25 protein-coding genes are annotated in these 25864 nt (G+C 72.5%); 15 read left to right on the top strand and 10 right to left on the bottom strand.

What is annotated here, in order from left to right:
* Window positions 1-61 precede the first annotated feature (61 nt).
* Window positions 62-250, top strand: a complete 189-nt coding sequence (locus tag ABZ098_RS21080) for a hypothetical protein (protein ID WP_356593260.1) — start codon at window positions 62-64, stop codon at window positions 248-250.
* Window positions 251-332: 82 nt separating this feature from the next.
* Here ABZ098_RS21080 and ABZ098_RS21075 read toward each other — a convergent pair whose 3' ends face one another.
* Entirely contained in the window at window positions 333-1889 is a 1557-nt protein-coding gene (locus tag ABZ098_RS21075; RefSeq protein WP_356593258.1) for a FadD3 family acyl-CoA ligase, read from the bottom strand.
* Between the two features lie 105 nt (window positions 1890-1994).
* On the opposite strand from ABZ098_RS21075, the gene ABZ098_RS21070 reads away from it, so the two are divergent.
* Genes ABZ098_RS21070 through ABZ098_RS21055 form a run of 4 tightly spaced genes read left to right on the top strand, consistent with a single transcriptional unit; the run spans window position 1995 to window position 5339 of the window.
* Window positions 1995-3155 carry a lipid-transfer protein gene (locus tag ABZ098_RS21070; RefSeq protein WP_356593256.1) on the top strand — a complete coding sequence of 387 codons (1161 nt, stop codon included), beginning with the start codon at window positions 1995-1997 and terminating at the stop codon, window positions 3153-3155.
* Between the two features lies 1 nt (window position 3156).
* Entirely contained in the window at window positions 3157-3564 is a 408-nt protein-coding gene (locus ABZ098_RS21065; protein WP_356593254.1) for an OB-fold domain-containing protein, read from the top strand.
* Window positions 3549-4334: an enoyl-CoA hydratase/isomerase family protein gene (locus ABZ098_RS21060; RefSeq protein ID WP_356593252.1), complete on the top strand. Its 786-nt coding sequence runs from the start codon at window positions 3549-3551 to the stop codon at window positions 4332-4334. The genes ABZ098_RS21065 and ABZ098_RS21060 overlap by 16 nt, the downstream gene beginning before the upstream one ends.
* A 36-nt stretch (window positions 4335-4370) precedes the next feature.
* Complete coding sequence (locus ABZ098_RS21055) at window positions 4371-5339, top strand: alpha/beta hydrolase (protein WP_356593250.1); 969 nt, start codon at window positions 4371-4373, stop codon at window positions 5337-5339.
* 3 nt (window positions 5340-5342) lie between these two features.
* Here the strand turns inward: ABZ098_RS21055 and ABZ098_RS21050 are convergent, their stop codons facing one another.
* The 3 genes from ABZ098_RS21050 to ABZ098_RS21040 form a co-directional block, all read right to left on the bottom strand.
* The gene (locus ABZ098_RS21050) at window positions 5343-5819 is read right to left on the bottom strand and encodes a hypothetical protein (RefSeq protein ID WP_356593248.1); all 477 of its coding nucleotides are present in this window, start codon (window positions 5817-5819) and stop codon (window positions 5343-5345) included.
* A gap of 34 nt (window positions 5820-5853) precedes the next feature.
* Window positions 5854-8202, bottom strand: a complete 2349-nt coding sequence (locus tag ABZ098_RS21045) for a PQQ-binding-like beta-propeller repeat protein (RefSeq protein ID WP_356593246.1) — start codon at window positions 8200-8202, stop codon at window positions 5854-5856.
* A 168-nt stretch (window positions 8203-8370) separates the two neighbouring features.
* On the bottom strand, window positions 8371-9123 hold the full coding sequence (locus tag ABZ098_RS21040; RefSeq protein ID WP_356593244.1) for a VOC family protein: 753 nt from the start codon (window positions 9121-9123) through the stop codon (window positions 8371-8373).
* A gap of 135 nt (window positions 9124-9258) precedes the next feature.
* Here ABZ098_RS21040 and ABZ098_RS21035 point away from each other — a divergent pair, with 135 nt between their 5' ends.
* Window positions 9259-9894 carry a TetR family transcriptional regulator gene (locus ABZ098_RS21035; RefSeq protein ID WP_356593767.1) on the top strand — a complete coding sequence of 212 codons (636 nt, stop codon included), beginning with the start codon at window positions 9259-9261 and terminating at the stop codon, window positions 9892-9894.
* A 46-nt stretch (window positions 9895-9940) separates the two neighbouring features.
* On the opposite strand, the gene ABZ098_RS21030 is transcribed toward ABZ098_RS21035, so the two are convergent.
* Entirely contained in the window at window positions 9941-10432 is a 492-nt protein-coding gene (locus tag ABZ098_RS21030) for a nitroreductase family deazaflavin-dependent oxidoreductase (RefSeq protein ID WP_356593242.1), read from the bottom strand.
* On the bottom strand, window positions 10429-11811 hold the full coding sequence (locus ABZ098_RS21025) for an acyl-CoA dehydrogenase family protein (protein WP_356593240.1): 1383 nt from the start codon (window positions 11809-11811) through the stop codon (window positions 10429-10431). The genes ABZ098_RS21030 and ABZ098_RS21025 overlap by 4 nt, the downstream gene beginning before the upstream one ends.
* An 81-nt stretch (window positions 11812-11892) precedes the next feature.
* Between ABZ098_RS21025 and ABZ098_RS21020 the strand changes: the two genes are divergently transcribed.
* The 3 genes from ABZ098_RS21020 to ABZ098_RS21010 are packed head-to-tail and all read left to right on the top strand — an operon-like array spanning window position 11893 to window position 14217.
* A complete protein-coding gene (locus tag ABZ098_RS21020; protein WP_356593238.1) occupies window positions 11893-13062 on the top strand; it encodes an acetyl-CoA acetyltransferase in 1170 nt (389 codons plus the stop codon).
* A 60-nt stretch (window positions 13063-13122) separates the two neighbouring features.
* The gene (locus ABZ098_RS21015; protein ID WP_356593236.1) at window positions 13123-13548 is read left to right on the top strand and encodes a pyridoxamine 5'-phosphate oxidase family protein; all 426 of its coding nucleotides are present in this window, start codon (window positions 13123-13125) and stop codon (window positions 13546-13548) included.
* A gap of 3 nt (window positions 13549-13551) precedes the next feature.
* The gene (locus tag ABZ098_RS21010; protein ID WP_356593234.1) at window positions 13552-14217 is read left to right on the top strand and encodes a pyridoxal 5'-phosphate synthase; all 666 of its coding nucleotides are present in this window, start codon (window positions 13552-13554) and stop codon (window positions 14215-14217) included.
* Here the strand turns inward: ABZ098_RS21010 and ABZ098_RS21005 are convergent.
* The 4 genes from ABZ098_RS21005 to ABZ098_RS20990 form a co-directional block, all read right to left on the bottom strand.
* Window positions 14196-15110, bottom strand: a complete 915-nt coding sequence (locus ABZ098_RS21005) for a GNAT family N-acetyltransferase (RefSeq protein WP_356593232.1) — start codon at window positions 15108-15110, stop codon at window positions 14196-14198. The two genes, ABZ098_RS21010 and ABZ098_RS21005, sit on opposite strands and share 22 nt — an antisense overlap.
* A gap of 40 nt (window positions 15111-15150) precedes the next feature.
* The gene (locus ABZ098_RS21000; protein WP_356593230.1) at window positions 15151-15747 is read right to left on the bottom strand and encodes a GNAT family N-acetyltransferase; all 597 of its coding nucleotides are present in this window, start codon (window positions 15745-15747) and stop codon (window positions 15151-15153) included.
* 389 nt (window positions 15748-16136) lie between these two features.
* The gene (locus ABZ098_RS20995) at window positions 16137-16547 is read right to left on the bottom strand and encodes an OB-fold domain-containing protein (protein ID WP_356593228.1); all 411 of its coding nucleotides are present in this window, start codon (window positions 16545-16547) and stop codon (window positions 16137-16139) included.
* Window positions 16547-16993, bottom strand: a complete 447-nt coding sequence (locus tag ABZ098_RS20990) for a DoxX family protein (protein ID WP_356593226.1) — start codon at window positions 16991-16993, stop codon at window positions 16547-16549. The genes ABZ098_RS20995 and ABZ098_RS20990 overlap by 1 nt, the downstream gene beginning before the upstream one ends.
* 187 nt (window positions 16994-17180) lie before the next feature.
* Here ABZ098_RS20990 and ABZ098_RS20985 point away from each other — a divergent pair, with 187 nt between their 5' ends.
* From ABZ098_RS20985 to ABZ098_RS20960, 6 genes are all read left to right on the top strand, one after another.
* A complete protein-coding gene (locus tag ABZ098_RS20985) occupies window positions 17181-18869 on the top strand; it encodes a subtype B tannase (RefSeq protein ID WP_356593224.1) in 1689 nt (562 codons plus the stop codon).
* A 278-nt stretch (window positions 18870-19147) separates the two neighbouring features.
* Entirely contained in the window at window positions 19148-20350 is a 1203-nt protein-coding gene (locus tag ABZ098_RS20980; protein WP_356593222.1) for an NAD(P)/FAD-dependent oxidoreductase, read from the top strand.
* Between the two features lie 148 nt (window positions 20351-20498).
* Window positions 20499-22013, top strand: coding sequence for an FAD-dependent oxidoreductase (locus ABZ098_RS20975; protein ID WP_356593220.1), 1515 nt, complete (start codon window positions 20499-20501; stop codon window positions 22011-22013).
* A gap of 105 nt (window positions 22014-22118) precedes the next feature.
* Entirely contained in the window at window positions 22119-24344 is a 2226-nt protein-coding gene (locus tag ABZ098_RS20970; protein ID WP_356593218.1) for an acetate--CoA ligase family protein, read from the top strand.
* Window positions 24335-25120, top strand: coding sequence for an enoyl-CoA hydratase-related protein (locus tag ABZ098_RS20965; RefSeq protein ID WP_356593216.1), 786 nt, complete (start codon window positions 24335-24337; stop codon window positions 25118-25120). The genes ABZ098_RS20970 and ABZ098_RS20965 overlap by 10 nt, the downstream gene beginning before the upstream one ends.
* 164 nt (window positions 25121-25284) lie before the next feature.
* On the top strand, window positions 25285-25848 hold the full coding sequence (locus ABZ098_RS20960; RefSeq protein WP_356593765.1) for a flavin reductase family protein: 564 nt from the start codon (window positions 25285-25287) through the stop codon (window positions 25846-25848).
* The last annotated feature ends 16 nt before the right edge of the window (window positions 25849-25864 follow it).

Raw genomic sequence — 25864 nt, 5'->3', positions numbered from 1 at the left:
CGGCCCTCGGGGGAGTCGCCGGGCGGCCTGGCCCATCATCGAAACGGGAGAGTCACCACCCATGAGTGAAACCGAGAAGCAGGACGGCACCGTCAAGCCGCTCGACAACCACGCCACGGGGACCGAGGACGAGGTCAAGCCGCTCGACAACCACGCCACCGGCGCCGAGAAGGTCGTCACCCTGGCCGCCGGCACGACGGACGGCACGGTCAAGCCGCTCGACAACCACGCCACGGACGAGACGGCCTGACGAAAGCTTCCTTGCACGGGGATCGGCCGCGGCGGCGCGGAGGGGGAGCCGTCGCGGCCGAGGCGTGTCCGGGGTCCGCCGCTCAGCCGGGACCCCGCCTCAGCTCCCCCTTCACCACCTTGCCGCTCGCGTTCCGCGGCAGCCGCGCCACGAACTCCACCGACCTCGGCACCTTGTAGTTCGCCATCTCCCGGCGGGCCCAGGCGATCAGGTCGTCGGCGGTCAGGACCGCGTCCGGGCGGCGGACCACGTACGCCCTGCCGACCTCGCCGAGCCGCGCGTCCGGTACGCCGACGACCGCCACGTCGGCCACCGCCGGGTGCAGGCCGAGAAGTTGCTCGATCTCCGCCGGATAGGCGTTGAAGCCGCCGACGATGAACATGTCCTTCAGGCGGTCGGTGATCCGCAGGTTGCCCGCCGCGTCCAGGACGCCGATGTCACCGGTGCGCAGCCAGCCGTCCTCGGTGACCGCCTCCGCGGTGGCCGCCGCGTCCTCGTAGTAGCCGCGCATCACGTTGAAGCCGCGGACCAGGACCTCGCCGGGCTGCCCGGGCGGTGCCTCCACCCGCACCTCGGTGCCGGGGATGGCCCGCCCGGACGTCGACGCGATGACCGGCAGCGGGTCGCCGCGCCGGCACATGGTGACGATGCCGCTCGCCTCCGAGAGGCCGTACGCGGTCAGGACCGTCTCCACGCCCAGCTCGCCGTGCAGTTGCTCGACCATCCGGAGCGGGACGACCGCCGCGCCGGTCACCACCAGGCGCAGGGCGGACAGGTCGTGGGAGGCGCGCGCCGGGTGGTCCAGGAGGGACTGGTGGAGGGTGGGCGGGCCCGGCAGCACCGAGACCCGTTCCGCCGCGATGTTCGCCAGCACGGTGTCCACGTCGAACACCGGCTGCGGGATCATCGTCGCGCCCCGCATCAGACAGGCGATCACCCCGGCCTTGTAGCCGAAGGTGTGGAAGAAGGGGTTCACGATCAGATAGCGGTCGCCGTGCCGCAACCCGGCCAGCTCGCACCAGACGTCGTACGCCCGCAGGGTCTGCTCGTGGGTGATCACCGCGCCCTTGGGGCGGCCGGTGGTGCCGGAGGTGAAGACGATGTCCGAGGGCCAGTCGGGGGCGACGGCGTCGGCCCGCGCCCGCACCTCGGCCTCCCCCACCGCGTCCCCGCTCGCCAGGAAGTCCTTCCAGGTGCGGTAGTCGGCGGGGGCGTCGTCCGACAGCACCACCACCTGCTCCAGGTCCGGCAGCCCCGCACCCTCGGCGACCGCCCTGCGCAGGGACGCCACGTACGAGGTGCCGAGGAAGGTCCCGGTGATGAACAGCAGTCTCGCCCCGCTCCTGCGCAGCACGTCCGCCGCCTCGGCGCCCTTGAAGCGGGTGTTGAGGGGCACCAGGACCGCCCCGGCGGACACCGCGCCGAGCGCCGAGACCATCCAGTCCAGGGAGTTGGGGGCCCAGACGGCCACCCGGTCGCCGGGCCGCACGTCGTTCGCGACGCACGCGGCCGCCGCCCGCTCCACACGGGCGCCCAACTCGCCGTACGTGACTCGGTTCCGGCCCTCCACGACCGCCTCCGCGGCGCCGTACCGCTCCGCCGCCCACCGGACCAGCTCCGGGATGCTGCGCCACTCCACATCGGCCTCCCCGAAAGCGGAAACGCGTTGGCTGACTACCCGTCAGATTAGCTGTAGCCTGACGGGCTGTCAGCAGGCCTCACAGTGTGCGGAGGTGCGTGCAGCGTGACTCTCAAGGACGCCACGGCGATCGTCGGCATCGGACGGACCCCCTTCGCCAAACACCTGGCCGAGGACGAGCGGACCCTGGCCTGCCGGGCCGTGCTCGCCGCCCTCGACGACGCCGGGATCGCCCCCGGCGAGGTCGACGCCCTGGCCTCGTACACGATGGAGGAGACCGACGAGGTCGAGCTCGCCAAGGCCGTCGGCCTCGGTGACCTCACCTTCTTCAGCAAGGTCGGCTACGGCGGCGGCGGTTCGTGCGCCACGGTCGCCCATCTCGCGGCGGCGATAGCGAGCGGCCAGGCCACGGTCGGCGTCGCCTGGCGGTCCCGCAAGCGCGGCTCGGGCCCCCGCCCCTGGACCAACACCACCGTCCAACTCCCCACCCCGGCCCAGTGGACGAGACCCTTCGGCCTGCTGCGGCCCGCCGACGAGATCGCCATGCTCACCCGCCGCTACATGCACGAGTACGGCGTGACCCGCGACCACCTCTTCAACGTCGCCCTCGCCTGCCGCAACCGCGCCAACCAGAACCCCGCCGCGATCATGTACGACCGCCCCCTGACCCGCGAGATGTACATGACCTCCCGCTGGATCAGCGAGCCGTTGTGCCTCTTCGACAACTGTCTGGAGACGGACGGGGCGTTGGCCTGTGTACTGGTCAGCCGGGAGCGCGCCCGGGACTGCCCGAACACCCCCGTCTACGTCCACTCCGCCGCGCAGGGCCTGCCCGCCCAGCACCACGGCATGGTCAACTACTGGAACGACGACCCGCTCACCGGGCCCGCCTGGACGGCCGCCCGACACCTGTGGAAGCACGCCGACTTCACCCCGCAGGACGTCGACGTGGCCCAGATCTACGACGCGTTCACCTCCCTCGTCCCGCTCTCCCTGGAGGGCTACGGCTTCTGCGGCCGCGGTGAGGGCGGTGCCTTCACCGAGGGCGGCGCCCTGGAGACCGGCGGACGGCTGCCGATCAACACTGGCGGGGGTGGGCTGTCCGAGGCGTACGTGCACGGCTTCAACCTCATCGACGAGGGCGTACGGCAACTGCGCGGGACCAGCACCGCGCAGGTCCCGGACGCCGCGACCTGCCTCGTCACCGCCGGCGAGGGCGTCCCCACCTCCGCCCTGCTGCTGACCAACCGGACCGACAGGAGCTGACATGCTCGAACCGGTGAAGGACGCCACGGGCGCCCCCTTCTGGGAGTACGCCGCCCGGGGCCAACTCCGCGTCCAGGCCTGCGCCGACTGCGGCGAACTCCGCTTCCCGCCCCGCCCCTGCTGCCCCCACTGCCGGTCCTTCGAGACCGAGTGGCGCCAGGTCTCCGGGCGCGGCCGGATCTGGTCCTACGTCGTCCCCCACCCGCCCCTCCTGCCCGACTACGCGGCGCGGGCGCCGTACAACGTGATCGTGGTCGAGCTGGCGGAGGCACCCCGGATACGGCTGGTCGGGAACCTGGTCACCGCGGCCGGGGCGGGGATCGACTCCTTCGACCCGGGCCGGATCCGTGTCGGCGCCCGGGTGCACGTGGTGTTCTCGGACGGGCTTCCGCAGTGGGTGCCGGCGTGACGGGCCTGCGCGTCGCCGCCGACAAGGACACCGGCGTCACGGTCGTCACCCTCGACCGGCCGCACCGGCTGAACGCCATCGACCTGGACCTGCGGGACGAACTCGTCGCCTGCTGGCAGGAGTTGCGCTACGACGACTCCGTGCGGGCGGTGGTCCTGACCGGTGCCGGGGAGCGTGCCTTCTGCACCGGCCTGGACCGCGACGCCGAGGTCCCGCAGCCCGACTCCCCCTACATGGCGGACGATCCGCTCCTGCGCGTCGGGCCGAAGTCCAACGACCTGTGGAAGCCGGTCGTCGCGGCGGTGAACGGGATGGCCTGCGGGGGCGCCTTCTACCTCCTGGGCGAGAGTGACTTCCTGATCGCCGACCCCACCGCCACCTTCTTCGACCCGCACACCGCCTACGGGATGGTCAGCGCCTACGAGTCGGTGCTCATGGCGCAGCTCGTGCCGCACGGCGAGGCCGCGCGCATGGCGCTCATGGGGACGGCGGAACGGCTCTCCGCCGAACGCGCCCACGCCATCGGACTGGTCACCGAAGTCACCGGCCCGGGCGGGGCGTTGACGGCCGCGACCACCGCCGCCGAGGTCATCGCCGGGTATCCGACGCAGGGGGTGCAGGGCACGGTCCGCGCGCTGTGGGCCGCCAAGGAGGCCGCCGTGCAGCGGGGCTTCGCGCAGGCGCCGCACCTCGTCGCGCTCGGCAATCTCCCGCCGGAACGGCAGACGGAACTGTTCCGTTCGCGACAGCCCGGGTTCCGGTTGCGTTAGCAATTTCGGTGCCCGGTACAGGCGTATGCTCGCCCCATGGTTGAGCATCGCATGGTCGACGTGAACGGCATCCGGCTGCACATCGCGGAGGAGGGCGAGGGGCCGCTCGTCGTACTGCTGCACGGCTTCCCGGAGTCCTGGCACTCCTGGCGCCACCAGTTCGGTCCACTGGCCGCGGCCGGATTCCGGGTGGTCGCGCCGGACCAGCGCGGATACGGCGCCAGCGACCACCCCGAGGACGTGTCGGCGTACAGCATCCTCCACCTCGTCGGGGACGTCGTCGGACTGGTCCACGCGCTGGGCGAGGAGACGGCGTTCGTCATCGGGCACGACTGGGGAGCGCCGGTCGCGTGGCACACCGCGCTGCTGCGGCCCGACGTGGTGCGCGGGGTGGCGGGGCTGAGCGTGCCGCCGCCGTTCCGGGGTGAACGGCCGCCGCTCCAGGCCATGCAGGAGCGGTTCGGCGGCCGCTTCTACTGGAACTACTTCAACCGGCCCAGGGTCGCCGACGCCGAGTTCGGCGCGGACCCCCGCTCCGCCCTGCGCAGGCTGCTGGTCGGCGCCTCGGGCGACGGCGAGGGCGCCGGACGCTACGAACAGGCCCTGGTGACCGACCCGGACCGCGGCTGGCTCGCGGACATGCCCGACCCCGAGACGCTCCCCGCCTGGCTCACCGAGGCCGACCTCGACGAACTCGCCGACAGCTACGCCAAGGGCTTCACCGGCGCCCTCAACTGGTACCGCAACCTGGACCGCAACTGGGAGCTGACCGCCCCCTGGCACGGCGCGAGGGTCACCCCGCCCGCCCTGTACGTGTACGGCGACCGGGACCTGGTCCCGGCGTTCCCGGGCACCCCGGAACTGATAGAGCGTCTGCCGGAGCTGATGCCGAACCTGGTCCGCGACCCGGTCCTCCTGCCGGGCTGCGGCCACTGGACCCAGCAGGAGCGGCCGCACGAGGTGAACGCGCTGCTGGTGGAGTTCCTGACCGGGCTCCGGGACTGACGGTCAGTTCACCAGGTCGGCTTCCGGCTCGACCCAGCACTGGTCGAGCTTCGCCAGCACGGCCCGACTCGCCGGCACCTGGATCCTCGACGTGCCGTCGGCGGACACCGTGACCTGCTTGTCCCCACGGCTCAGCGTCCGGCCGGAGGCGTCGGTGAAGGAGAACTCGACCTCGAAGACGGCCTGACGGCTGTTCGGGTTGCTGACCTCGACCGTGGCGTAGGGAGCCGCCTTCGTCGCGCAGCTCACCAGCACCGCCGTGCCGTCCTGGAGTGTCGAGGCGTGGCGGGTGCTGGTGGTGCGGGGCGTGTAGCTGTCGTGGTCCTGGCTGGAGCTGCTGCACCCCCCGCCGCCGTCGCTGTCACCATGGCTGCTCTTGTGCCGCCCGCTGCTCTTGTGACCGCTGGAGAACCCGGTCAGCGCGAGAACCACCGTCGCCGTGACCGCCGTGAACCTGAGAACCCGCCCCCGTGCATGCATGGGGTCACCCTAATGGGCGCCACCGACATCCCGCTCAGGTGGCCCGGGCCGTCCCCGTCCCCTTCTCCGCGTCCAGTGCGTACACGCAGCGGTCCTTGCTGCACGCGTACACCACGCCGTCCTTGACGACCGGCGAGCCGGTGATCTCCCCGCCGGTGGCGAGCTTCCAGCGCAGGCGGCCGTCGTCGGCCTTCAGGGTGTAGAGCAGGTGGTCCGTGGACCCGAAGTGGATCCGGCCCTCGGCCACCGCGGGCGCCCCCACGATGTCCCCGCCGGCCTGGAACCGCCACTTCGGCGTGCCCGTGACGGCGTCCAGCGTGTACAGGCCCTTGCCGCTGCCCACGTGGACGTGGCCCCCGGCCACCAGCACCGGCTCGACCGAGGACCGGGCCTCGGTGGCGATGCGCCAGCGGTCGCGGCCGTCGGTCGCGTCGAGGGCGTACACCGTGCCGAGGTAGTCGGCGAGGTAGACCCCGCCGCCCGTCACGGCGGCGCCGGGCACGAAGGTCGGCGGGCACAGGAAGACCGCCGGGGCCTCGAAGTGCCAGCGCACCCGTCCGCTCGCCACGTCGAGGGCCATCACGCGGGTCCCGGCCGAGACGTACACGAACCCGTCGCCGGCCTGGGTCACCCGGACCGGCACCCCGGCACAGGAGGCCGCGTCGCCGATGGGGAACGCCCAGCGCTCGTCGCCGGTGCGGGCGTCCAGGGCGCGCAGGCGGCCCTCCTGCCAGACGTAGACCGTGCCCTCGTGGAGCGCCGGTCCGGCCTCCGGGGACTCGAAGTCGGTCTGGCAGCCGGCGATCTCCCAGAGTTTCTGCCCGTTGGAGGCCTCCCACGCCTGGACGCCACCACCACGCGTGCCGGTGATGACCGTGCCCCGCTCGGCCTTGAGGGAGTACACCCATGCGTCGGTGCCGATCCGCCACTGGTCGGCGCCCTCGCGGGCGTCCAGGGCGAAGAGGGTGGGGCCGTCGGAGGCGTGGATACGGCCGTCCGCGACCGCCATCGACCAGGCCACGTCCCGCGTCTTGAAGCGGCGGCGGCCGGTGCCGACGTCCAGGGCGTGCACCTCGAAGGAGGTGACGTAGACGAGGTCCCCGGCGACGGCCGGGGTGCCCCACACGTCGTTGGACATGCGGAAGCGCCAGGGACGCCAGCCGGCCGCGGTCTCCGGCGGCGCGGGCTGGGGCGCCGGTACGGCCGGGCCCACGGCGGCGTCGGTGCCGTTGACACCGGGACGCGGCCGGGACCAGGAGGCGACCAGGCCGGCCTCCGGCGGCGGCGCCTTCACGGCGGCGGCCCGGGCGTCGGCGACGCGCGGTCCCGGCCCGATGGGCACCTGGGCGCCGGCGAGCCGCACGGGGCCGGTGTCGGGGGCGCCCACGGGGACGGGGGCGGGCTGCGGCGGGTCGTAGGGGGGCGGCGGCGGTACGGCGGGACGGCCGCCTCCGCTGCGGGCACCGCCGGCCTGCGTGGGCGCCGGGCGCCCGCCGCGCCGCGTCTCGATCATGGTGACGGCCTTCTCTGGCAGCCACGCCGAGGCCGTACCGCTGTCGTCGGAGCCGGAGCCGAAGAGATGGGGCGCGAGCTGGGCCTGGAGGTCGGCCGGGTTGGGGCGCTGGGTGGCCTCCATCTGCATACAGGACTCGATGAGCGGGCGCAGCTCGTCCGGGAGGCCTTCGAGGTCGGGGCCCTCGCGCAGCAGCATGAAGACCGTCTCGACCGGGTTGGCGCCGTGGAAGGGCGGGTGGCCGGTGGCGGCGAAGACCAGCATGGAGCCGAGCGAGAACACGTCGCTGGCGCCGGTGACGCTGCGGGAGTCCTTCGCCTGCTCGGGCGACATGTAGGCGGGGGTGCCGACGGCGACGTTCGTCATCGTCAAACGGGTGTTCGAGACGCCGGACGCGATACCGAAGTCGATCACCCGGGGGCCGTCTTCGACGACGAGGACGTTGGAGGGCTTGAGGTCGCGGTGGACCAGCCCGGCGCCGTGGATGGACTGGAGGGCCTCGGCGACGCCCGCCGCGAGCCAGCGCACCGCCTGGGCCGGGAGCGGCCCGCACTCGTTCACTATCTCCTCGAGGGAGGGCGCGGGGACGTACGCGGTGGCCAGCCACGGGACGGCCGCGCGCGGGTCGGCGTCGACCACGGCCGCCGTGTAGAAGCCGGAGACCGCCCGGGCCGCCTCCACCTCGCGGGTGAAGCGGACGCGGAAGAGCTGGTCCTCGGCGAGCTCCGTACGCACCGTCTTGATCGCCACGCGCCGGCCCGACGCCGAACGCGCGAGATAGACCAGCCCCATGCCGCCGGCACCGAGCCGTCCCAGCACCTCGAACGGCCCGATCCTGCGCGGATCGTGCTGCGTCAGCTGATCCACCACTCTGCCTGCCACCTCCCCGTACAAGCCGCGCCACCCACATGTACGCGACCCCGTGCAGCGTCTCACCACCGCACCGCCATGGCGGCACGCAACCCTGATTCTTCCTGGCCGGAGGCCTGGTGGCGAACCCGAGCCCAAACAGGGTGTCATACCGCAAAGCGGAACCTTCTACCGCTCCGAACGCTCCAGAACGGCGAACGACGCCCCCTGATTGTCGGTGACGACGGCCACTTTTCCGTACGACGTCTCGAATGGCGGCGCCTGGACCCGTCCGCCGAGCCGGCCGACCGTCCCGAGCACGGCCTCGCAGTCCTCGACACCGAAATGCACGAGGAAGTGGGGCGGCATCTCGGCCGGGAACACGTCGGAGACGGGGGCGCGGCCGAAGTCGGGGTGGGCCTCGGGTCCGAAGAGGGCGTCGTGGAAGAGCCCGCCGTAGAAGGTGTTGGCGGCCTCGGTGTCGCGCGCGTACAGCTCGGCCCAGGCGAAGGTGCCGATCTCGTGCCGGGCGCCGAAGCCGGGGTGGCCGCCCGGCTCCCAGAGCCCGAAGACGGCCCCTTCCGGGTCGGTGACCAGCGCGGACGTGCCCAGCTCGCCGACCGGCATGGGCGCGGTGACGACCTGTCCGCCGGCCGCCCAGATCCGGTCGGCGAGGCCCTCGATGTCCGGGGTGGCGAAGTAGACCGTCCACACGGTGGGCATGCGGCCGTCCGTCTTGTGGGCGAGGGCGGCGACGGGGCGGCCCTCGTGGTGGGCCCACACCGAACCACCGGGGACGTCCGGCCGGTCGTGGAAGGTCCACCCGAAGAGCTCACCGTAGAACCGCTTCCCCGCGGCCACGTCGGGAAGCTGCGCGTCCACCCAGCAGGGGACGCCCTCGCCGTATCCCGTTCCGTCTGCGGATGCCCTGTTTTCGGCCATACCGTCAAAGTAACGGCGCCGCACGCACCCCGCAGGACCAGGCACACCCGTCTCCCGAGCCTCGCGCACCCCATTTGCAGTCGGCCGAATCGCGCTCCGATCACCCCTCGGTAAGCTGACGGCATGACAGGACAAGTGCGTACCGTCGACGGCCGCGTGGCCGGCCGGCGTGGGCAGGCGACCCGGCAGAAGCTGCTCGACTGCCTCAGCGAGATGCTCAGCTCCTCCCCCTACCGGGACGTCAAAGTCATCGATGTCGCCCGGAAGGCGGGCACTTCACCCGCGACCTTCTACCAGTACTTCCCGGACGTCGAGGGCGCCGTCCTGGAGGTCGCCGAGCAAATGGCCACCGAGGGCGGCCAGTTGACGCAGCTGCTCGACGGCCGGTCGTGGGTCGGCAAGGCGGGCTGGCAGACCGCGCAGGAACTCGTGGACGGCTTCCTGGAGTTCTGGCGCAAGAACGACGCGATCCTGCGCGTGGTCGACCTCGGGGCCGCCGAGGGCGACAAGCGCTTCTACAAGATCCGCATGAAGATCCTCAACTCGGTGAACAACTCCCTCGCGGACGCGGTCGCCGAGCTCCAGGCCAAGGGCAAGGTCGACAAGGACGTCAACCCGGCGGCGATCGCCGGTTCACTCGTCGCGATGCTCGCGGCGGTGGCCTCGCACCAGAAGGGCTTCCAGACCTGGGGTGTCAAGCAGGCCGAACTCAAGCCGAACCTGGCGCTGTTGGTGCACCTGGGTGTCACCGGGAAGAAGCCGACGAAGTAGCTCGGCTCCCCTCCCCGGTCTCAAGTCCTGTCAGACGGGCGGCTGTTCACGCGGGTGGACGGCCGCCCGTCGTGCGTGCGATCCGGAAGAGCCGTATCTCCCGCTCCACCCGCGCCTGATAGGTGGCGTACGGCGGCCAGAACGCCAGCGCGGTCTTCCACACGGCCGCCCGCTCCTGCCCCGTCAGCAGGGTCGCCCTGACCGGGACGTCCACGCCCTTCCAGTTGACCTCGGCGTCGGGGTGGGCGATGAGGTTGGCGGTCCAGGCGGGGTGCCCGTCGCGGCCGAAGTTGGAGCCGATGAGGATCCAGGTGCGGCCGTCGTCCTCCGGCATGCAGGCCAGCGGGGTCCGGCGGGGCAGGCCGCTGCGCGCCCCCGTGGAGGTGAGGATCACCCCCGGCAGCATCTGGGCGCTGAGCAGCAGCCGCCCGCGGGTGAGCCGGTGCACGGCCCGGTCCAGCGCGGGGATCACATGCGGCGCGACCTTGGCGAAGCCGCGGGTGGACGAGACCTTCTGGACGAGCCGTTCGCCGATCACACCGACACCTCCGCACCGTCGAAGAGCCGAGCCACGTCGGCGGCGTGCGCGCGCAGCCGGTGCGCCGGCCCGAAGAGCAGCTCGTCCCCGGTGGCGCGCTTGAAGTACCGCTGCGCCTCGTGTTCCCAGGTGAACCCGATGCCCCCGTGGAGCTGGATCCCCTCGGCGGCGGCCGTCCGCAGGGCCTCCAGTGCCTGGGCGAGGGCCAGCCCGCCGACCCGCTGCTCCTCGTGGCCGGCGGCCCAGGCGGCGAAGCAGGCCGCGGAACGGGCCGCCTGGAGCTGCACGTACACATCGGCGAGCCGGTGCTTGACGGCCTGGAACGACCCGATCGGCCGCCCGAACTGCTCCCGCTGCCCCACGTACTCGACGGTCATCCCCAGCACCCGGTCCGCCGCGCCGACCGCCTCGCAGGCGAGTACGGCGGCGGCGGTGTCCCCGGTGCGGGCCAGCGCCCCGAGGACATCGGCCCCGTCGTCGGCACCGAGCAGCTCGGCTTCCACGTCACGGAGTTGGACCCGGGCCAGGGGGCGAGTCGCGTCAAGGGCGGTCTGCCGGGTGCGGACCAGCCCGGGGGCGTCACCCCGGACGAGGAAGAGCAGGGTGCGGGAACGGGCGAACCCCCCGGCATGAGCGGCGACCAGCAGAAGACCAGCACTGTGCCCGTCGAGCACCTGATCCACCTGCCCGTAGAGCCGCCAGCCCCCGACACCGGCGGCCGCCGGGCGCCCGACGGGGTCGGCACCCGCCCCGAGCGCGGCCGCCAGCTGCTCCGAACCGGCCGCGACCGACAGCCCCGCCGGTCCGGCTCCCGCCACGGGCACGGTCGCCTGCTGCTCCGCCCCGACCCCGGTAGACCCTCCCGTCCCCATGGCTCCCGCCGGCGGTGGGTCGCAGACGCCCGTTCCAGGGACCCGTCGTGCCTGGACTCCGCCCGCGCGGCCGCCTCCCGCCCAGTCGCCCCGGTTGTCGCCGGTCAGAGCGAGGGCCGTGGCCGGGGGTGCGGCCAGGGTCGCTGTCAGGGAGCCCGAGGCGATGCGGGGGAGCAGGTCCGCCCGCTGGGCTTCCGTGCCCAGGGCCAGGATCAGGGGGGCGGTGAGAACCGCCGTGCCCAGCAGGGGTGTGGCGGCCAGCACCCGGCCCGTCTCCTCGCAGGCCAGCGCCAGTTCGGTGACCGAGCACCCGACACCGCCGTACTTGTCGGGAAGCGCCAGCCCCGGCAGCCCGAGCTGTTCGGCGAGGGCGGTCCACAGCGCCGGGTCGTACCCGGCCGGGGTGTCGGCCGCGCAGCGGGACTCCCCGGGCCCGCACCGCTTCCGCAGCAGTTCCCGCAACGCGCCCCGGATCTCGTCCTGTTCGGCGGTGAAGCGAGCGTCCATGGCTCTTCCTCTTCCCTCCGGATCTGACGGTCCGTCATATTAGGAGCGCCCGCACCAGATGCCCAGAGGCAGGAGGCCCTCATGCCCCCCGGGAGCCGGAAAGTCGCGATCACCGGCGTGGCCCTGGCCGACTGCGGCCGCGTGGACGGCACGACCCCCTACGCCCTGCACGCCCAGGCCGCCCGCCGCGCCCTCGCCGACGCGGGCCTGGACCGCGGGCTCATCGACGGCCTGGCCTCCGCCGGCACCGGCACCCTCGCCCCCGCCGAGGTCGCCGAATACCTGGGCCTGCGCCCCACCTGGGTCGACTCGACCTCGGTGGGCGGCTCCACCTGGGAGGTCATGGCGGCCCACGCGGCCGACGCGATCGCCGCCGGACACGCGAACGCGGTCCTGCTGGTCTACGGTTCCACGGCCCGCGCCGACATCAAGGCGGGCCGCCGCACCGGCACCCTCTCCTTCGGCGCCCGCGGCCCGCTCCAGTTCGAGGTGCCCTACGGCCACACCCTGATCGCCAAGTACGCGATGGCGGCCCGCCGCCACATGATCGAAAACGGCACGACCATCGAGCAGTTGGCGCAGGTGGCGGTCCAGGCCCGCGCGAACGCCGCCCTCAACCCCGAGGCGATGTTCCGCGCCCCCGTCACCGTCGACGACGTCCTCTCCGGCCCGATGATCGCGGACCCCTTCACCAAGCTGCACTGCTGCATCCGCTCCGACGGCGGCGCGGCGGTGCTGCTCGCGGCCGAGGAGTACGTCCGGGACTGCCGTACCGCTCCCGTCTGGGTGCTGGGCACCGGCGAGTACGTCTCGCACGTCAGCATGTCCGAGTGGCCCGACTTCACGGTGTCCCCCGCGGCGGTGAGCGGACGGCTGGCCTTCGAGCGGGCGGGCGTCCGCCCCGAGGAGATCGAACTCGCCGAGATCTACGACGCGTTCACCTACATGACACTGGTGACGCTGGAGGACCTCGGGTTCTGCGGGAAGGGCGAGGGTGGCTCCTTCGTGGAGAAGGGGCGGCTGCTGGTCGAGGGCGGGGGCCTGCCGGTGAACACGGACGGCGGCGGACTGTCGGCCCAACACCCGGGCATGCGAGGGCTGTTCCTGCTGGTGGAAGCCGTACGGCAACTGCGCGGGGAGGCGGGCGCACGCCAGGTGCGGCGCCGGGACGGTTCGGCACCGCACCTGGCGGTGGCGTCCGGGACGGGGGGCTGGTTCTGCTCGTCGGGGACGGTCGTGCTGGGGCGTTAGGGGCGGTTGGGGGCGTTGGCGCACGACCCCGGTGGTGGCGGCCGAAGTACCCTGCACTGTATGGCCCTGACTCGCGAAGAACGTGAACAGTTCCTGGCCGAGCCCCATGTCGCCGCGCTGGCGGTCGACGCGGGAGCGGGACGCGCGCCGCTCACCGTGCCGATCTGGTACCAGTACGAACCGGGCGGCGACCTCTGGATCATGACCGGCGCCGAGTCCCGCAAGCACGAGCTGATCCGGGCGGCCGGCCGCTTCTCCCTGCTGGTCGAGCGCGTCGAGCCCACCATCCGTTACGTGTCCGTCGAGGGGCCGGTCCTCGACACGCGCCCCGGCACCCTCGCCGACCTGCGGGAGATCTCGGCCCGCTACCTGCCCGCCGGGAAGGTGGAGGGGTACGTGGAGTTCGCCGCGAAGAACCACGGCGAGCAGGTGATCGTGCGGATGCGGCCCGAGCGGTGGGTGACCTCCGACCTCGGTACCGTCTGAGGCATGGCAACGGACCTTCACGAACTGCTCAGATCGCTGCGGGTGTGGGACCGGGAGGTCACCTCGCTGCCCTCCTTCGACCCCTCCGCCGCGCCCGCGACCCCGCTGGAGCTGTTCACCACGTGGTTCGCGGAGGCGGTGACCGCCGGGCAGACCGAGCCGCACACCATGTCCCTCGCTACGGCGGACGCGCAGGGCCGGCCGGACGTACGGACCGTGATGCTGCACGGTGCCGACGCGGACGGCTGGGCCTTCGCGAGCCACTCCCACAGCCGCAAGGGCGGGCACCTGGCGGTACGGCCGTACGCCGCCCTCGGGTTCTACTGGCCGGTCCTCGGCCGGCAGGTGCGGGTGCGGGGGCCGGTGACCGCCGCGCCCTCCGCGGAGGCGGCGGCGGATCTGCACGCCCGTTCCACCGGTGCGCTGGCCGCCGCGCTCACCGGGCGGCAGAGCGAAGTCCTGGGCTCGCTCGACGAGTTGGCGCGGGCGTCCGAGGAGTCGTGGGAGCGGGCGCGGCGGGACCCCGCGGCGCCCGTCCCGTCCTGGACGCTGTACCGGCTCGCGCCCGAGGAGGTGGAGTTCTTCCAGGGGGACGAGCGCAGGCGCCACGTACGGCTCACCTACCGCCGTACGGAGGGTGGTTGGGCTCAGGAACTGCTCTGGCCCTGAAAGTCGTACACCGCGAAGTCCGCCACGGGCCGGTAACCGATGCGCTGGTAGAGGCCGTTGCTCGTCGGGTTGGCCAGATCGGTGAAGAGCAGCACCTCGGCGGCGCCCCGCTCCCGGGCGATTCTGCTGACCTCCGCGGTGGCGGCACCGGCGTAGCCGCGGCCGCGCAGCGGGGCCGGGGTGTAGACGGGCGCCACCCGGATCTGGCCGGCGACCGGCGGGGTGAGGCCGGCCATGGCGAGGGGGGTGCCGTCGGGGGCCTCCCACAGGGTGACGCCGCCGTAGGCGAGGCGGGCGTCGGCCCAGGACTCGGCGCGCCCGCCCTCGCTCTCCCCGATGTCCCTGCTGAACTCGCCGTACCAGCGCGCCAGCAGCTCCCGGTCCCGTTCCTCGGCGATCCTCGGCCGCCCCTGTGGCACGGGGTGCGGGACGGTGAGCGTGCCGAGCCGGTACAGCCGCTGGCTCCGGTACGGCACGGGTACGGCGCCGGTGCGGCGCCGCCAGGCCTCGGTGAACGCGAGGGCGGTCCCGGCCTCGGCGCCGACCCCGGGGAGGGCCCGGCCCAGGGCCTCCAGGTGCGCGGCCAGGGAGTCGGCCCGCTCGACGGTCAACGGCGTGAGGTACAGCCGGTGCGGCGGGGTCCGGAAGTACGCCCCGCGCACGCTCCCGTCCTCCTCCAGCAGCCCGAAGAAAGGTGTCCCGTCGCCGTAGGCGTGGAGCCCTCGGGTGCGCAGGCCGTCGGTCACGGTGAGCAGGACGGTGTGCAGGTCCGGCCGGGAGCGGAGGAAGTCTCCGGCGCGGGAGAGGAACGCGTCGAGGTCCCCGGTGGTGTGCCAACGGCCGGCGCCGGCCGGGGCCGTGTGCGGGGCGGGGTGCGGGGTGTCGGGGCGCATGCTCCATGGTCCTGCGGAGGCGGGGCCGGCGCCTGCGAATTTACGACGGCTCCGGATCCGTCGCCAGGCGGGCGTGCAGATGCGCGTCCCGGAACGCGTCGTGCCGCCCCGACTCGAACATCGCGCCCCTGAGCGTGCCCTCGTAGCGGAAGCCGCAGCGTTCGGCGATGGTGCAGGAGGCGTCGTGACCGAGGGCGTGGCCCAGTTCCAGGCGGTGCAGGCCGAGGTCGGTGAGGGCCCAGCGGGTGGCGAGGCGGAGGGCCCGGGTGGCCACGCCCCGGCCGCGGGCCTCGGGGAGCACCCAGTAGCCGACGCGGGCGGTGCGGAAGACGTGGTCGATCATGTTGAGGCCGATGTGCCCGAGCGTCGTACCGCTCGACTCGTCCGTGATCCGATACGACGCGCTCGTGCCCTGTGCCGCCCGTTCGGCCCCGCGGCGCAGGGCGGCACGGGCTCCGTCGAGGTCGTGGATCAGGTGGAGCGGGGTGTTGTAGCGCCCGAACTCGGGGTCCAGCGTGGCGCGCAGCCAGTCCTGGGCCTGGGTGTCGGAGTCCGCGTCCCAGGCGCACAGGCGCAGGCCGTGGCCGTGCAGCGGGGTGAAGGGGCGTATGGAGTGCTGATCGTCGATGTCGTTCATCCACCCATTCAAACCGTCCGGGTCGTCCCGTGCGGTGGGAATATCACCCCGCCGCCCGGGATGACCGCCTCCAGGTCCAGCCCGGGCCATGGGCCCTCACGCGCGCAGGAGGTCGATCACGGGGGCGACGTACGGCGTGGGTTCCCGGAGGGAGGTCGAGCACGGCGGCGGCAGTTCGTCGCGGTGGCCGACGGAAAGGGTGTGGAGCGCCGCCCGCCGGTCACTCAGCCCACTCGGCACCCCACCCGGTAAGCGGCCCCCGAGCCCAGCCCGGCCACGACCCCTCGCACACACAAGGTCGACCACCGCGGCAACACACAGGACACGCCCGTGATCCCGAACGACGACAGGCCCTCACCCTGGACGACGGACCAGCGCGGACCGGCCGATCACTCAGCCCGCGGGGACGGCCCCGCGGGCCGGAACTTCGGTACCCCGTCCGGGAAGACCGCCTCCAGGTCCAGCCCCGGTCGCAGGTCCTCCCGTGCGCAGTCCACGATCTCCGTCATCATCCGCGGCCCCTCGGCGAGGTCGACCACGGCGGCGACGTACGGTGTGCGGTCCCGGAAGGGCGGCAGGTCGTTGCGGTGGACGACGGACCAGGTGTGGAGCGTGGCCCGGCCGGTCGCCGCGTGCCAGGAGACGTCCTCGCTCCAGCAGCGCGGGCAGAACTCGCGGGGGTAGTGGTGCACTTGGGCGCAGCTCCCGCAGTGCCGGAGCAGCAGCACCCCCCGCGCCGCCGCGTCCCACCAGGTCCGCGTGAACGCGTCCGTCTCCGGCAGGTCGTACCTCGCGCCCATCAGAACCAGCCCAGCGCGGCGTCGAGCGACCACGTCTGCCAGGACATCGCGAACAGGGCCACGACCGAGATGAGGGCCATCATCGAGTTCTGCCCCTGCTCGGCCCAGTCGTGGATCATCAGGGTGAAGTAGAGGAAGTTGAGGAGCAGGCCGCCGACCAGGGCCAAGGGGGTCAGGAGGCCGAGTATCAGGCCCGCCCCCAGGGCGAGTTCGGCATAGACGACGACGTACGCCATCGTCTTGGGGCGGGGCGCGACCACCACGCCGAAGCCGCTGCGGACCGGGGTCCAGCGGTGCTTGGCGGCGATGTCCGCAGCCCAGGTGATGCCGCCGCCATCGAACCACGTCTTCTTGTCCTTGTGCCGCCAGCTCTCCAGCCACCACAACCCGAGGCCTATGCGCAGGACGGCCAGCCATTGCGCGCCGGTCAGCCAGATCGTGTCCATGGAATCTGACGGTACGTCAGATCAGAGGACCCGGGAAGACCGCGTCCCCGGCGAGAATTCACGGGAGAACCCTGTGCGCCCCCGGTGAAGCTGTGGGTCACCCATGAATACCCGCGGATTGTTGGCAATTTTGTCAAAGACCCGGTTACGTTCGTTCCCGCCAGCGAAACCGCCTAGGGAGCCAACCGTGAAGCACAGGGCAATCAAGCGCAGGAACGTCGTCCTCGGCCTCGGCGCGGCGGCTGGGGTCGCGGCCGTCGGGGGCGTGTCCCTCAACGCCGACGCGTCGACCGACAGCTCCACCGGGAGCGGCGACGGCGACCTCGTCTTCGACCCCGACGCCTACACGAAACTGACGACGACCGTCACCGACACGGAGGGCACCGAGCACGCGGTCACCTACCACTTCTGGAAGGCGATCACCTACGTCTCCAAGCCGGTCGACGCCACATACCAGTCGCTGAACGTCAGCGTGCCGGTCGAGATCGACGGCACCCCGGTCGACGCGACCAACGCCCCCATCCTGTTCGCCAACTCCGTAGGCGGCTACATGCCGTCCTCCGTGGCGAACGCCACCGGGATCGGCGCCGGCGGGATGGGCGGCGGCACGGGCGGCGGCGGCACGGGCGGCGGCACCCCGAGCGGAGCACCCTCCGCGAGCACCTCGGCCGCCCCCTCGGCCAACCCCTCGGCCGGGACCACGGCGCCCGGCGCCAACGGCAACACCAACGCCACCGGCGGCGCCCTGGCCGGCAACCAGCTCCTCGCCCTGGCCGCCGGGTACGTCGTCGTCGAGCCCGGCGCCCGCGGCCGCGGCCTCAAGAACTCGGCCGGCGAGTATTACGGCAGCGCCCCCGCCGTGATCGTCGACCTCAAGGCGGCCGTCCGTTACGTGCGGTCCAACAAGGGCCGCATCCCCGGCGACGTCGACCGGATCGTCTCCGCGGGGACCAGCGCGGGCGGCGCCGTGTCCACCCTGCTCGGCGCCTCGGGCGACAGCCCGATCTACGACAAGTACCTGAGGGAGATCGGCGCCGCCGACGCCTCCGACGCGATCTTCGCGGTGGGCGCCTGGTGCCCGATCACCGATCTGGAGCACGCCGACGGCGCCTACGAGTGGAACTGGGGCACCAACTCGCTCAGCTCCGGGAAGCAGGTCGACCAGACGGTCTCCAGGGAGCTCCGGTCCCAGTTCGCTGAGTACCAGGCGAAGTTGCGGCTGCGCGGCCTCAAGGGCTCGGGCTTCGGCACCCTCACCGCCCGGAACTACGACGAGTACCTGCTCAAGCAGTACATGGAGCCCTCGGCCACCACCTATCTCGCGGCGCTGTCGGACTCCGAGCGCGAGACCTACCTCGCCAAGAACACCTTCATCACCTGGGACGGCGAAAAGGCCGCCTTCACCTGGGCCGACTACCTCACCCACGTCGGCGCCCGCAAGAAGTCCGTGCCGGCCTTCGACGCCTTCGACCTGTCGGCGGGCGAGAACAACGAGTTCGGCTCGGCCACGACCGCGAACCGCCACTTCACCGCGTACGGCGCCGAGAACGACACCACGGGCCTGTCCACCAAGCGCGTCGAGAGCGACGTCCCCGAGCTGCTGAAGCTCATGAACCCCATGTACCACCTGGTCGAGAAGGTCAACGGGAAGCGCTCCCGGCACTGGTGGATCCGCCTCGGCACCAACGACACCGACACCGCGCACGTCATCTCCGCGAACCTCGCCGCCCGCGCCGAGAACCTCGGCGACGAGATGAACCACCTCTACTACTGGGACCAGGGCCACGGCGCCAACACCGACCCGGGCGACTTCATCACCTGGATCGCCGAGGTCACGGGCTACAAGAAGAGCAAGAAGTCCAAGCAGCCCAGGTAGACCAGGTAGACCAGGTAGACCAGGTAGACCAAGAAGGAAACGAAGACCACGTAACCCCCTGAACGCGGCCCCGGTTTCCCGTCAGTTTCCGGCCGCCGCCCGCCACGGCGCCGAGCTCCGCACCCGCGGACCCGGCGCCGTGGCCTTTTCCGTACGCGCACAACCAGGTGACCTACGCCACAGGCTCCACCCACCCCTCCTACAGGCGTGATCGATCCGCAACCAATTCCCGTCTTGACCGAGACCCATCAACGCGCTGCCTGATTACGCTCGCGCTCATGGCCGACTCCACGCCCGCAGACCGCCCCGACCAGCCGGGGCAGCCCGATCGCCCCGTGTACGTCATCGGCGGCGGCCCGGCAGGGCTCTCCGTCGCGTACGCGCTGCGGGCCCGAGGCGTCCGCGCGGTGGTCCTGGAGAAGTCCGACCGGGTCGGCGCTTCCTGGCGGCGCCACTACGACCGCCTCCACCTGCACACCACCCGCCGCCTGTCGGCCCTGCCCGGCCTGCCGATGCCACGCCGCTTCGGCCGCTGGGTCTCCCGCGACGACGTGGTGCGCTACCTGGAGAAGTACGCCGAGTTCCACGAACTGGAGACCGTCACCGGCGTCGAGGTCTCCCGCGTCGAGCGCACCCCCGACGGCACCGGCTGGCTGCTGCACGCCACCGGGGGCCGCGAGCTGACCGGCGCCGCGGTGGTCGTCGCCACCGGCTACAACCACACCCCGCTGCTGCCGGACTGGCCGGGCCGCGAGGAGTACAAGGGCGAGCTCGTGCACGCCGGCGAGTACCGCGACCCCGAGCCGTACGCCGGCCGTGACGTCCTCGTCGTCGGCGTCGGCAACACCGGCGCCGAGATCGCCGTGGACCTGGTCGAGGGCGGCGCCTCGCGGGTGCGGCTGTCCGTGCGCACCGCCCCGCACATCGTCCGCCGCTCCACGGCCGGCTGGGCCGCCCAGTACACGGGCGTGCTCGTACGGCGCCTGCCGGTCGGCCTGGTGGACCGGCTGGCCCGGCCGATGGCGAAGCTCAGCGTGCCCGACCTGTCCGCGCACGGCCTGCCCCGCCCCGACACCGGGCTCTACAGCCGGGTCAAGGAGGGCGCCATCCCGGTCCAGGACGTCGGCCTCATCGACGCGATCCGCACGGGCAGGGTCGAGGTCGTGGCCGCCGTCGAGGGCTTCGAGGACAGCGAGGTGCTCCTCGCCGACGGCACCCGCGTCGCGCCGGACGCGGTGATCGCGGCCACGGGGTACACCCGGGCCCTGGACGGCCTGGTCGGTCACCTCGACGTCCTCGACCGGCGGGGCAACCCGGTCGTCAACGGCGCCCGGGCCCCCAAGAACGCCCCCGGCCTCTATTTCACGGGCTACGTCACCCCCATCAGCGGCACCCTCCGCCAGGTGGCGATCGACGCGGAGAAGATCGCGAAGACCGTGACGAAGGACGGCGCGGGCAGCCTCTCACGGCTCCCCGTCTGACGTAGCGGACCTCAACTCTCCTCACTACGACTCCCGTTGCTCATGTGTCAGATGTGACGGGAGCGTTGTCGTGCGCCCTGGTGCGGGGCCAGAATGTGAACACTTCTCATGTTCTAGCTCCACACTCTCTCCACCACGGAGGACGCACGTGGCACGCGAAAGACAGCTCCCCCCGCTCTCCCCGCTCCCCCGGCTCTCCCGCCGCTCCCTGCTCGGCGGTGCCGCCGCCGCGGCCGGGGCCGCCACCCTCACCGGCACCGCGGCCTCCCCCGCCTTTGCCGCCACCCGTGACGTGGACGTCGCGATCGTCGGCGCCGGTCTGGCCGGTCTCACCGCGGCCCGCGACCTGGTCGCGGGCGGGAAGACGGTCGCCGTCCTGGAGGCCCGGGACCGCGTCGGCGGCCGGGTCGTCAACCTGAAGCTGGCGAACGGCGGGGTCACCGAGGGCGGCGGTGAGTTCATCGGCCCCACCCAGGACCGCATCAAGGCCCTCGCGGACTCGCTCGGAGTGCAGACCTTCGCCACCTACAACACCGGCAACAACCTGCTCTACAAGGACGGCAAGAAAACCCCGTACGCCACCGACGGCCTCCTCGGTTCGGTCCCGCCGATCGACGCGGCCGGCCTCGCCAACGCGGCGATCGTGCAGGCCTCCCTCGACGACATGGCCAAGCAGGTCCCGGTGGACGCCCCCTGGACGGCCGCCAAGGCCGACGAATGGGACCGCCAGACCTTCGAGAGCTGGCTGCGCGCCAACGCGGTGGTCCCGTCGGCCAAGTTCCTGCTGGACGTGGCCTGCACGTCGATCTTCTCGGCCGAACCCCGAGAACTGTCCCTGCTGTTCGTCCTCTTCTACATCGCCGCGGCCGGCAACGAGTCCACTCCCGGCACCCTGGAGCGCCTCACCGAGACCGCGGGCGGCGCCCAGGAACTGCGCTTCGTCGGCGGCTCCCAGCTGGTCCCGATCAAGCTCGCCGCCACGCTGGGCGACCGGGTGGTCCTCAACGCCCCGGTGCGCACGATCGCCAGGTCCGGCTCGAAGTACGTCGTCACGGCCGACGGCGTCACCGTCACCGCCAAGCGGGTCGTCGTCGCCGTACCCCCGCCGCTCGCGGCCCGCATCACCTACGACCCGCTGCTGCCCGCCGCCCGCGACCAGCTCACCCAGCGCCTCCCGATGGCCTCGGTCGGCAAGGCGATCGCGATCTACGACACCCCCTTCTGGCGGGCCGACGGCCTCAACGGCCAGGTCGTCAGCGACACCGGCGTGATCAGCTCGACCTTCGACAACTCCCCGCCGGACGCGTCCTACGGCGCGCTGATGGGCTTCATCGAGGCCGACGAGGCGCGCAAGTACGACGCGGCGAGCGAGGCGGAGGTGAAGGCGGCCGTCCTCAAGGACTACGTGACGTACTTCGGCCCGAAAGCGGCCTCCCCCACGTCCTTCGTCCTGCAACGCTGGAACAACGAGGCCTACACCCGCGGCGGCCCCGTCTCCATCGGCGCGCCCGGGGTGCTCACCCAGTACGGCCCCGCCCTGCGCGCCCCGGTCGGCGGCATCCACTGGGCCGGGACGGAGACGTCGGTCCACTGGATGGGCTTCATGGACGGAGCCGTCCGCTCCGGTGAGCGGGTGGCCAAGGAAGTGCTCGCGGTGCTGTAGTCCGCACGTCAACTTTGCGTGCACGCCCGTTCCTGACACAGCGTCAGTTCTGTAATCTGACAGAGCGTCAGTTATTCACGCTGTCACACAGGAGCGGGCGGACCGATGCTTGGATCAACCCACGGCACCCTCACCACCGACTCCCGCCGGACCCGGGTCATCGCGTGCGGCGAGCAACCCGGGCCCGCCGTCCACGGCAGGCCCGCCGAGGTCGACGATCTCGACGTCGGCGGCCGGCCGCTGTACGCCGACGTCCCGGATCTGGACCGCTTCTTCCGGCCGGAGTCGGTCGCCGTGATCGGCGCCTCGGACACCGAGGGCCGCCCCAACACCGGTGTCACCCGGCAGCTGATCGACTGGGCGGAGCGGGTCGGGGCCCGGCTGCACCCGGTGCACCCGACCCGCGAGTCCGTCTTCGGCATCCCCTGTGCGAGGTCCGTCGCCGACCTGCCCGAGCAGGTCGACCTGGCCGTCCTGCTGGTCGCCGACCCGCTCCCGCTGATCGGGCAACTGGCCGAGGCCAAGGTGAAGTTCGCGGTCGTCTTCGCCTCCGGTTTCGCGGAGACCGGCGAGGAGGGGGCCGCGGCCCAGCAGCGTCTCGCGGCCGCGGTGGCGGAGTCAGGGATGCGGCTGCTGGGGCCCAACACCAACCTGAACGCCTTCTCGACCTTCCGCGACGACCTCGACGGCCCCGGCATCGCCCTGATCACCCAGTCCGGCCACCAGGGCCGCCCGGTCTTCGCCCTCCAGGAACTCGGCATCCGCCTCACCCACTGGGCCCCCACCGGCAACGAGGCCGACCTGGAGACCGCGGACTTCCTGTCCTGGTTCGCCGAGCGCCCCGAGGTCGGTGCCATCGCCTGCTACCTGGAGGGCCTCAAGGACGGCCGCTCCTTCCTGCTCGCCGCCGACCGGGCCGCCCGCCGCAAGGTGCCGGTCGTCGCGGTCAAGGTCGGCCGTACCGAGACCGGCGCCCGCACGGCCGCCTCCCACACCGGCAAGCTCACCGGCGCGGACACGGTGGTGGACGCGGCGATGCGCCAGTTCGGCGTGATCCGCGTCGACGGACTCGACGAACTCCAGGACACCGCTGCTCTGTTGGCCCGCGCGAGGCCGCCGCGCGCCGAAGGGGTCGTCGTCTACTCGATCTCGGGCGGCACCGGCGCCCACTTCGCCGACCTGGCCACGGAGGCGGGCCTGAAGCTGCCCGCGCTGTCCGAGGCCAAGCAGACCGAACTGCACCAGTGGATACCGGAGTTCCTGAGCGTGGCCAACCCGGTGGACAACGGCGGGCACCCGGTCGGCGACTGGCGCGGCCGGAAGATCATCGACGCGATCCTCGCCGACCCGTCGGTCGGGGTGCTGATCTGCCCGGTCACCGGGCCGTTCCCGCCCCTGAGCGACCGGCTGGTGCGGGACCTGGTGGACGCGGCCGAACAGACCGACAAGCTGGTGTGCGTGGTGTGGGGCTCGCCCGTCGGCACCGAACCGGCCTACCGCGAGGTGCTGCTCGGCTCCTCCCGGGTGGCCACCTTCCGCACGGTCGGCAACTGCATCACCGCCGTGCGCGCCTACCTCGACCACCACCGCTTCGTCAGCGGCTACCGCTCCCCCTTCGACGAGGCCCCGCGCACCCCCTCGCCCTCCTTCCGCAAGGCACAGGCGCTGATGCGCCCGGGCCAGCAACTCAGCGAGCACGCGGCGAAGCAACTGCTGCGTGCGTACGGGATCCGGGTGCCGCGCGAGCAGTTGGTGACCAGCGCGGCGGCCGCCGTGCGCGCGGCCGGCCAGGTCGGCTACCCGGTGGTGATGAAGGCGTCCGGCGCGAGGATCGCCCACAAGACCGAGCTGGGCCTGGTGAAGATCGGCCTGACCTCCGCCAGCCAGGTCCGCGACGCCTACCGCGAGTTGACCGACATCGCCCGCTACGAGGACGTCTCCCTGGACGGCGTCCTGGTCTGCCAGATGGTCGAGCGGGGCGTCGAGATGGTCGTCGGGGCCGCACACGACGAGCTGTTCGGGCCGACGGTGACGGTCGGGCTCGGCGGGGTCCTGGTCGAGGTGCTGCGGGACACGGCCGTACGGGTGCCGCCCTTCGGTGAGGAGCAGGCCCGGGACATGCTCGGGGACCTACGCGGGCGGGCCCTCCTGGACGGGGTCCGGGGGCGGCCCCCCGCGGATCTCGACGCGCTCGTGGAGGTCGTGCTCCGCGTGCAGCGCATGGCGCTGGAGCTCGGGGACGAACTCGCGGAGCTCGACATCAACCCGCTGATGGTGCTGGACCGGGGGCAGGGGGCGGTGGCGCTGGACGCGTTGGTGGTGTGCCGGTGAGCGAGGTGCTGCACACCGTCGACGGCCAGGTCTGGTACGTCACCCTCAACAGACCCGAGGTGCTCAACGCCCTCACACCCGGCCAACGGGACCTGATCATCGAGCTGTTGGCGAGCGCCTCGGCCGATCCGGAGGTACGGGCGGTGGTCCTCACCGGGACCGGGCGCGGGTTCTGCGCGGGGGCGGACCTGCGGGGCGCACCCGGGGCGGCGGCCCCCGGTGACGTCGCCCGTACGATCCGCCTCGGCGCCCAGCGTCTGGTCGCCGCCGTTCTCGACTGCGAGAAGCCGGTGATCGCGGCGGTGAACGGCACCGCGGCCGGTATCGGCGCGCATCTCGCCTTCGCCTGCGACCTGGTCCTGGCCGCCGAGTCGGCGCGGTTCATCGAGGTCTTCGTCCGCCGTGGCCTGGTCCCGGACGGTGGCGGCGCGTATCTCCTGACCCGTCTCCTCGGCCCGCAGCGCGCCAAGGAGCTGATGTTCCTCGGCGACGCGCTCGGCGCCGCCGACGCCGAACGCCTGGGCCTGGTCAACCGGGTCGTCCCGGACGAGGAGCTGGACAAGACGGCCCGCGAGTGGGCCGGCCGCCTGGCCACCGGCCCGACCCGTGCCCTCGCCCTGACGAAACAGCTCGTGAACTCCTCCCTGGACAGCGACCGCGCGACCGCCTTCGCCGCGGAGGCCGCCGCCCAGGAGATCAACATGACGACGTCCGACGCCAAGGAGGGCGTGGCGAGCTTCGTGGAGCGCAGGAGCCCCGAGTACCGGGGGCGTTGAGGCTCAGGGGGTCGTGGCCGCCCTTGTCGTCGCGCAGCCAGGTGCCGGTGCTGTCACACACGGCGAAGGGCGAGTCGGCGTACGGGCCCTTCTCGCGCATGTCCGATCCCTTCCCATCTGACGCACCGTCAGGTTCAATGAAGGGTGTGATGGGACAAGCAGGGATGGCGGAAGCGGCCGTCCGCTATCTCAGGTCCGGGAAGGCGCTCGCCGTGGAGGCGCTGCCCCGCCCGGAGCTGCGGTGTGTGCGCGAGGACGAGCGGGCGCCGGTCGACCCGGCCGAGTTCCGTCGCGTGCTGGGCGCGTTCGCGACCGGCGTCACGGTGATCACGGCCCCCGGCACGCCTCCGGCCGGCTTCGCCTGCCAGTCCTTCTCCTCCCTCTCCCTCGACCCCCCGCTCGTCGCCTTCATGGTGGGCCGTACGTCGACGACCTGGCCGCGCATCGCCCGGGCGGGCGTCTTCTGCGTGAACGTCCTGAGCGCCGACCAGGGCGAGCTGTGCAGGGCGTTCGCGGTGAGCGGCGCCGACAAGTTCGCGGGCGTCCCCCACGACCCGGCCCCGGCCTCCGGCTCCCCGCGCCTGGCGGGCACGCTCGCGTGGATCGACTGCACGATCCACGCGGTCCACACCGGCGGCGACCACCTCATCGTGGTGGGCCGGGTGGACGCGCTGGGGACGGGCGAGGACGAGGCTCCGCTGCTGTTCCACAGGGGGCGGTTCCGGTAAGGGCTGCGGGGCGGTT

The sequence above is a fragment of the Streptomyces sp. NPDC006335 genome (assembly GCF_040612795.1).
GTDB lineage: Bacteria > Actinomycetota > Actinomycetes > Streptomycetales > Streptomycetaceae > Streptomyces.
This window is presented reverse-complemented; position numbering and strand designations above follow the sequence as displayed.

Bases quoted from the DNA above. Each gene is read 5' to 3' on its own strand.
- ABZ098_RS21010 (WP_356593234.1), top strand. From the start codon at position 13,552: ATGGCAACGGACCTTCACGAACTGCTCAGATCGCTGCGGGTGTGGGAC.
- ABZ098_RS21055 (WP_356593250.1), top strand. From the start codon at position 4,371: ATGGTTGAGCATCGCATGGTCGACGTGAACGGCATCCGGCTGCACATC.
- ABZ098_RS21025 (WP_356593240.1), bottom strand. From the start codon at position 11,811: ATGGACGCTCGCTTCACCGCCGAACAGGACGAGATCCGGGGCGCGTTG.
- ABZ098_RS20995 (WP_356593228.1), bottom strand. From the start codon at position 16,547: ATGGGCGCGAGGTACGACCTGCCGGAGACGGACGCGTTCACGCGGACC.
- ABZ098_RS21080 (WP_356593260.1), top strand. From the start codon at position 62: ATGAGTGAAACCGAGAAGCAGGACGGCACCGTCAAGCCGCTCGACAAC.
- ABZ098_RS21065 (WP_356593254.1), top strand. From the start codon at position 3,157: ATGCTCGAACCGGTGAAGGACGCCACGGGCGCCCCCTTCTGGGAGTAC.
- ABZ098_RS21040 (WP_356593244.1), bottom strand. From the start codon at position 9,123: ATGGCCGAAAACAGGGCATCCGCAGACGGAACGGGATACGGCGAGGGC.
- ABZ098_RS21005 (WP_356593232.1), bottom strand. From the start codon at position 15,110: ATGCGCCCCGACACCCCGCACCCCGCCCCGCACACGGCCCCGGCCGGC.
- ABZ098_RS21015 (WP_356593236.1), top strand. From the start codon at position 13,123: ATGGCCCTGACTCGCGAAGAACGTGAACAGTTCCTGGCCGAGCCCCAT.
- ABZ098_RS21050 (WP_356593248.1), bottom strand. From the start codon at position 5,819: ATGCATGCACGGGGGCGGGTTCTCAGGTTCACGGCGGTCACGGCGACG.
- ABZ098_RS21020 (WP_356593238.1), top strand. From the start codon at position 11,893: ATGCCCCCCGGGAGCCGGAAAGTCGCGATCACCGGCGTGGCCCTGGCC.
- ABZ098_RS20970 (WP_356593218.1), top strand. From the start codon at position 22,119: ATGCTTGGATCAACCCACGGCACCCTCACCACCGACTCCCGCCGGACC.
- ABZ098_RS20960 (WP_356593765.1), top strand. From the start codon at position 25,285: ATGGCGGAAGCGGCCGTCCGCTATCTCAGGTCCGGGAAGGCGCTCGCC.
- ABZ098_RS20990 (WP_356593226.1), bottom strand. From the start codon at position 16,993: ATGGACACGATCTGGCTGACCGGCGCGCAATGGCTGGCCGTCCTGCGC.
- ABZ098_RS20980 (WP_356593222.1), top strand. From the start codon at position 19,148: ATGGCCGACTCCACGCCCGCAGACCGCCCCGACCAGCCGGGGCAGCCC.
- ABZ098_RS21000 (WP_356593230.1), bottom strand. From the start codon at position 15,747: ATGAACGACATCGACGATCAGCACTCCATACGCCCCTTCACCCCGCTG.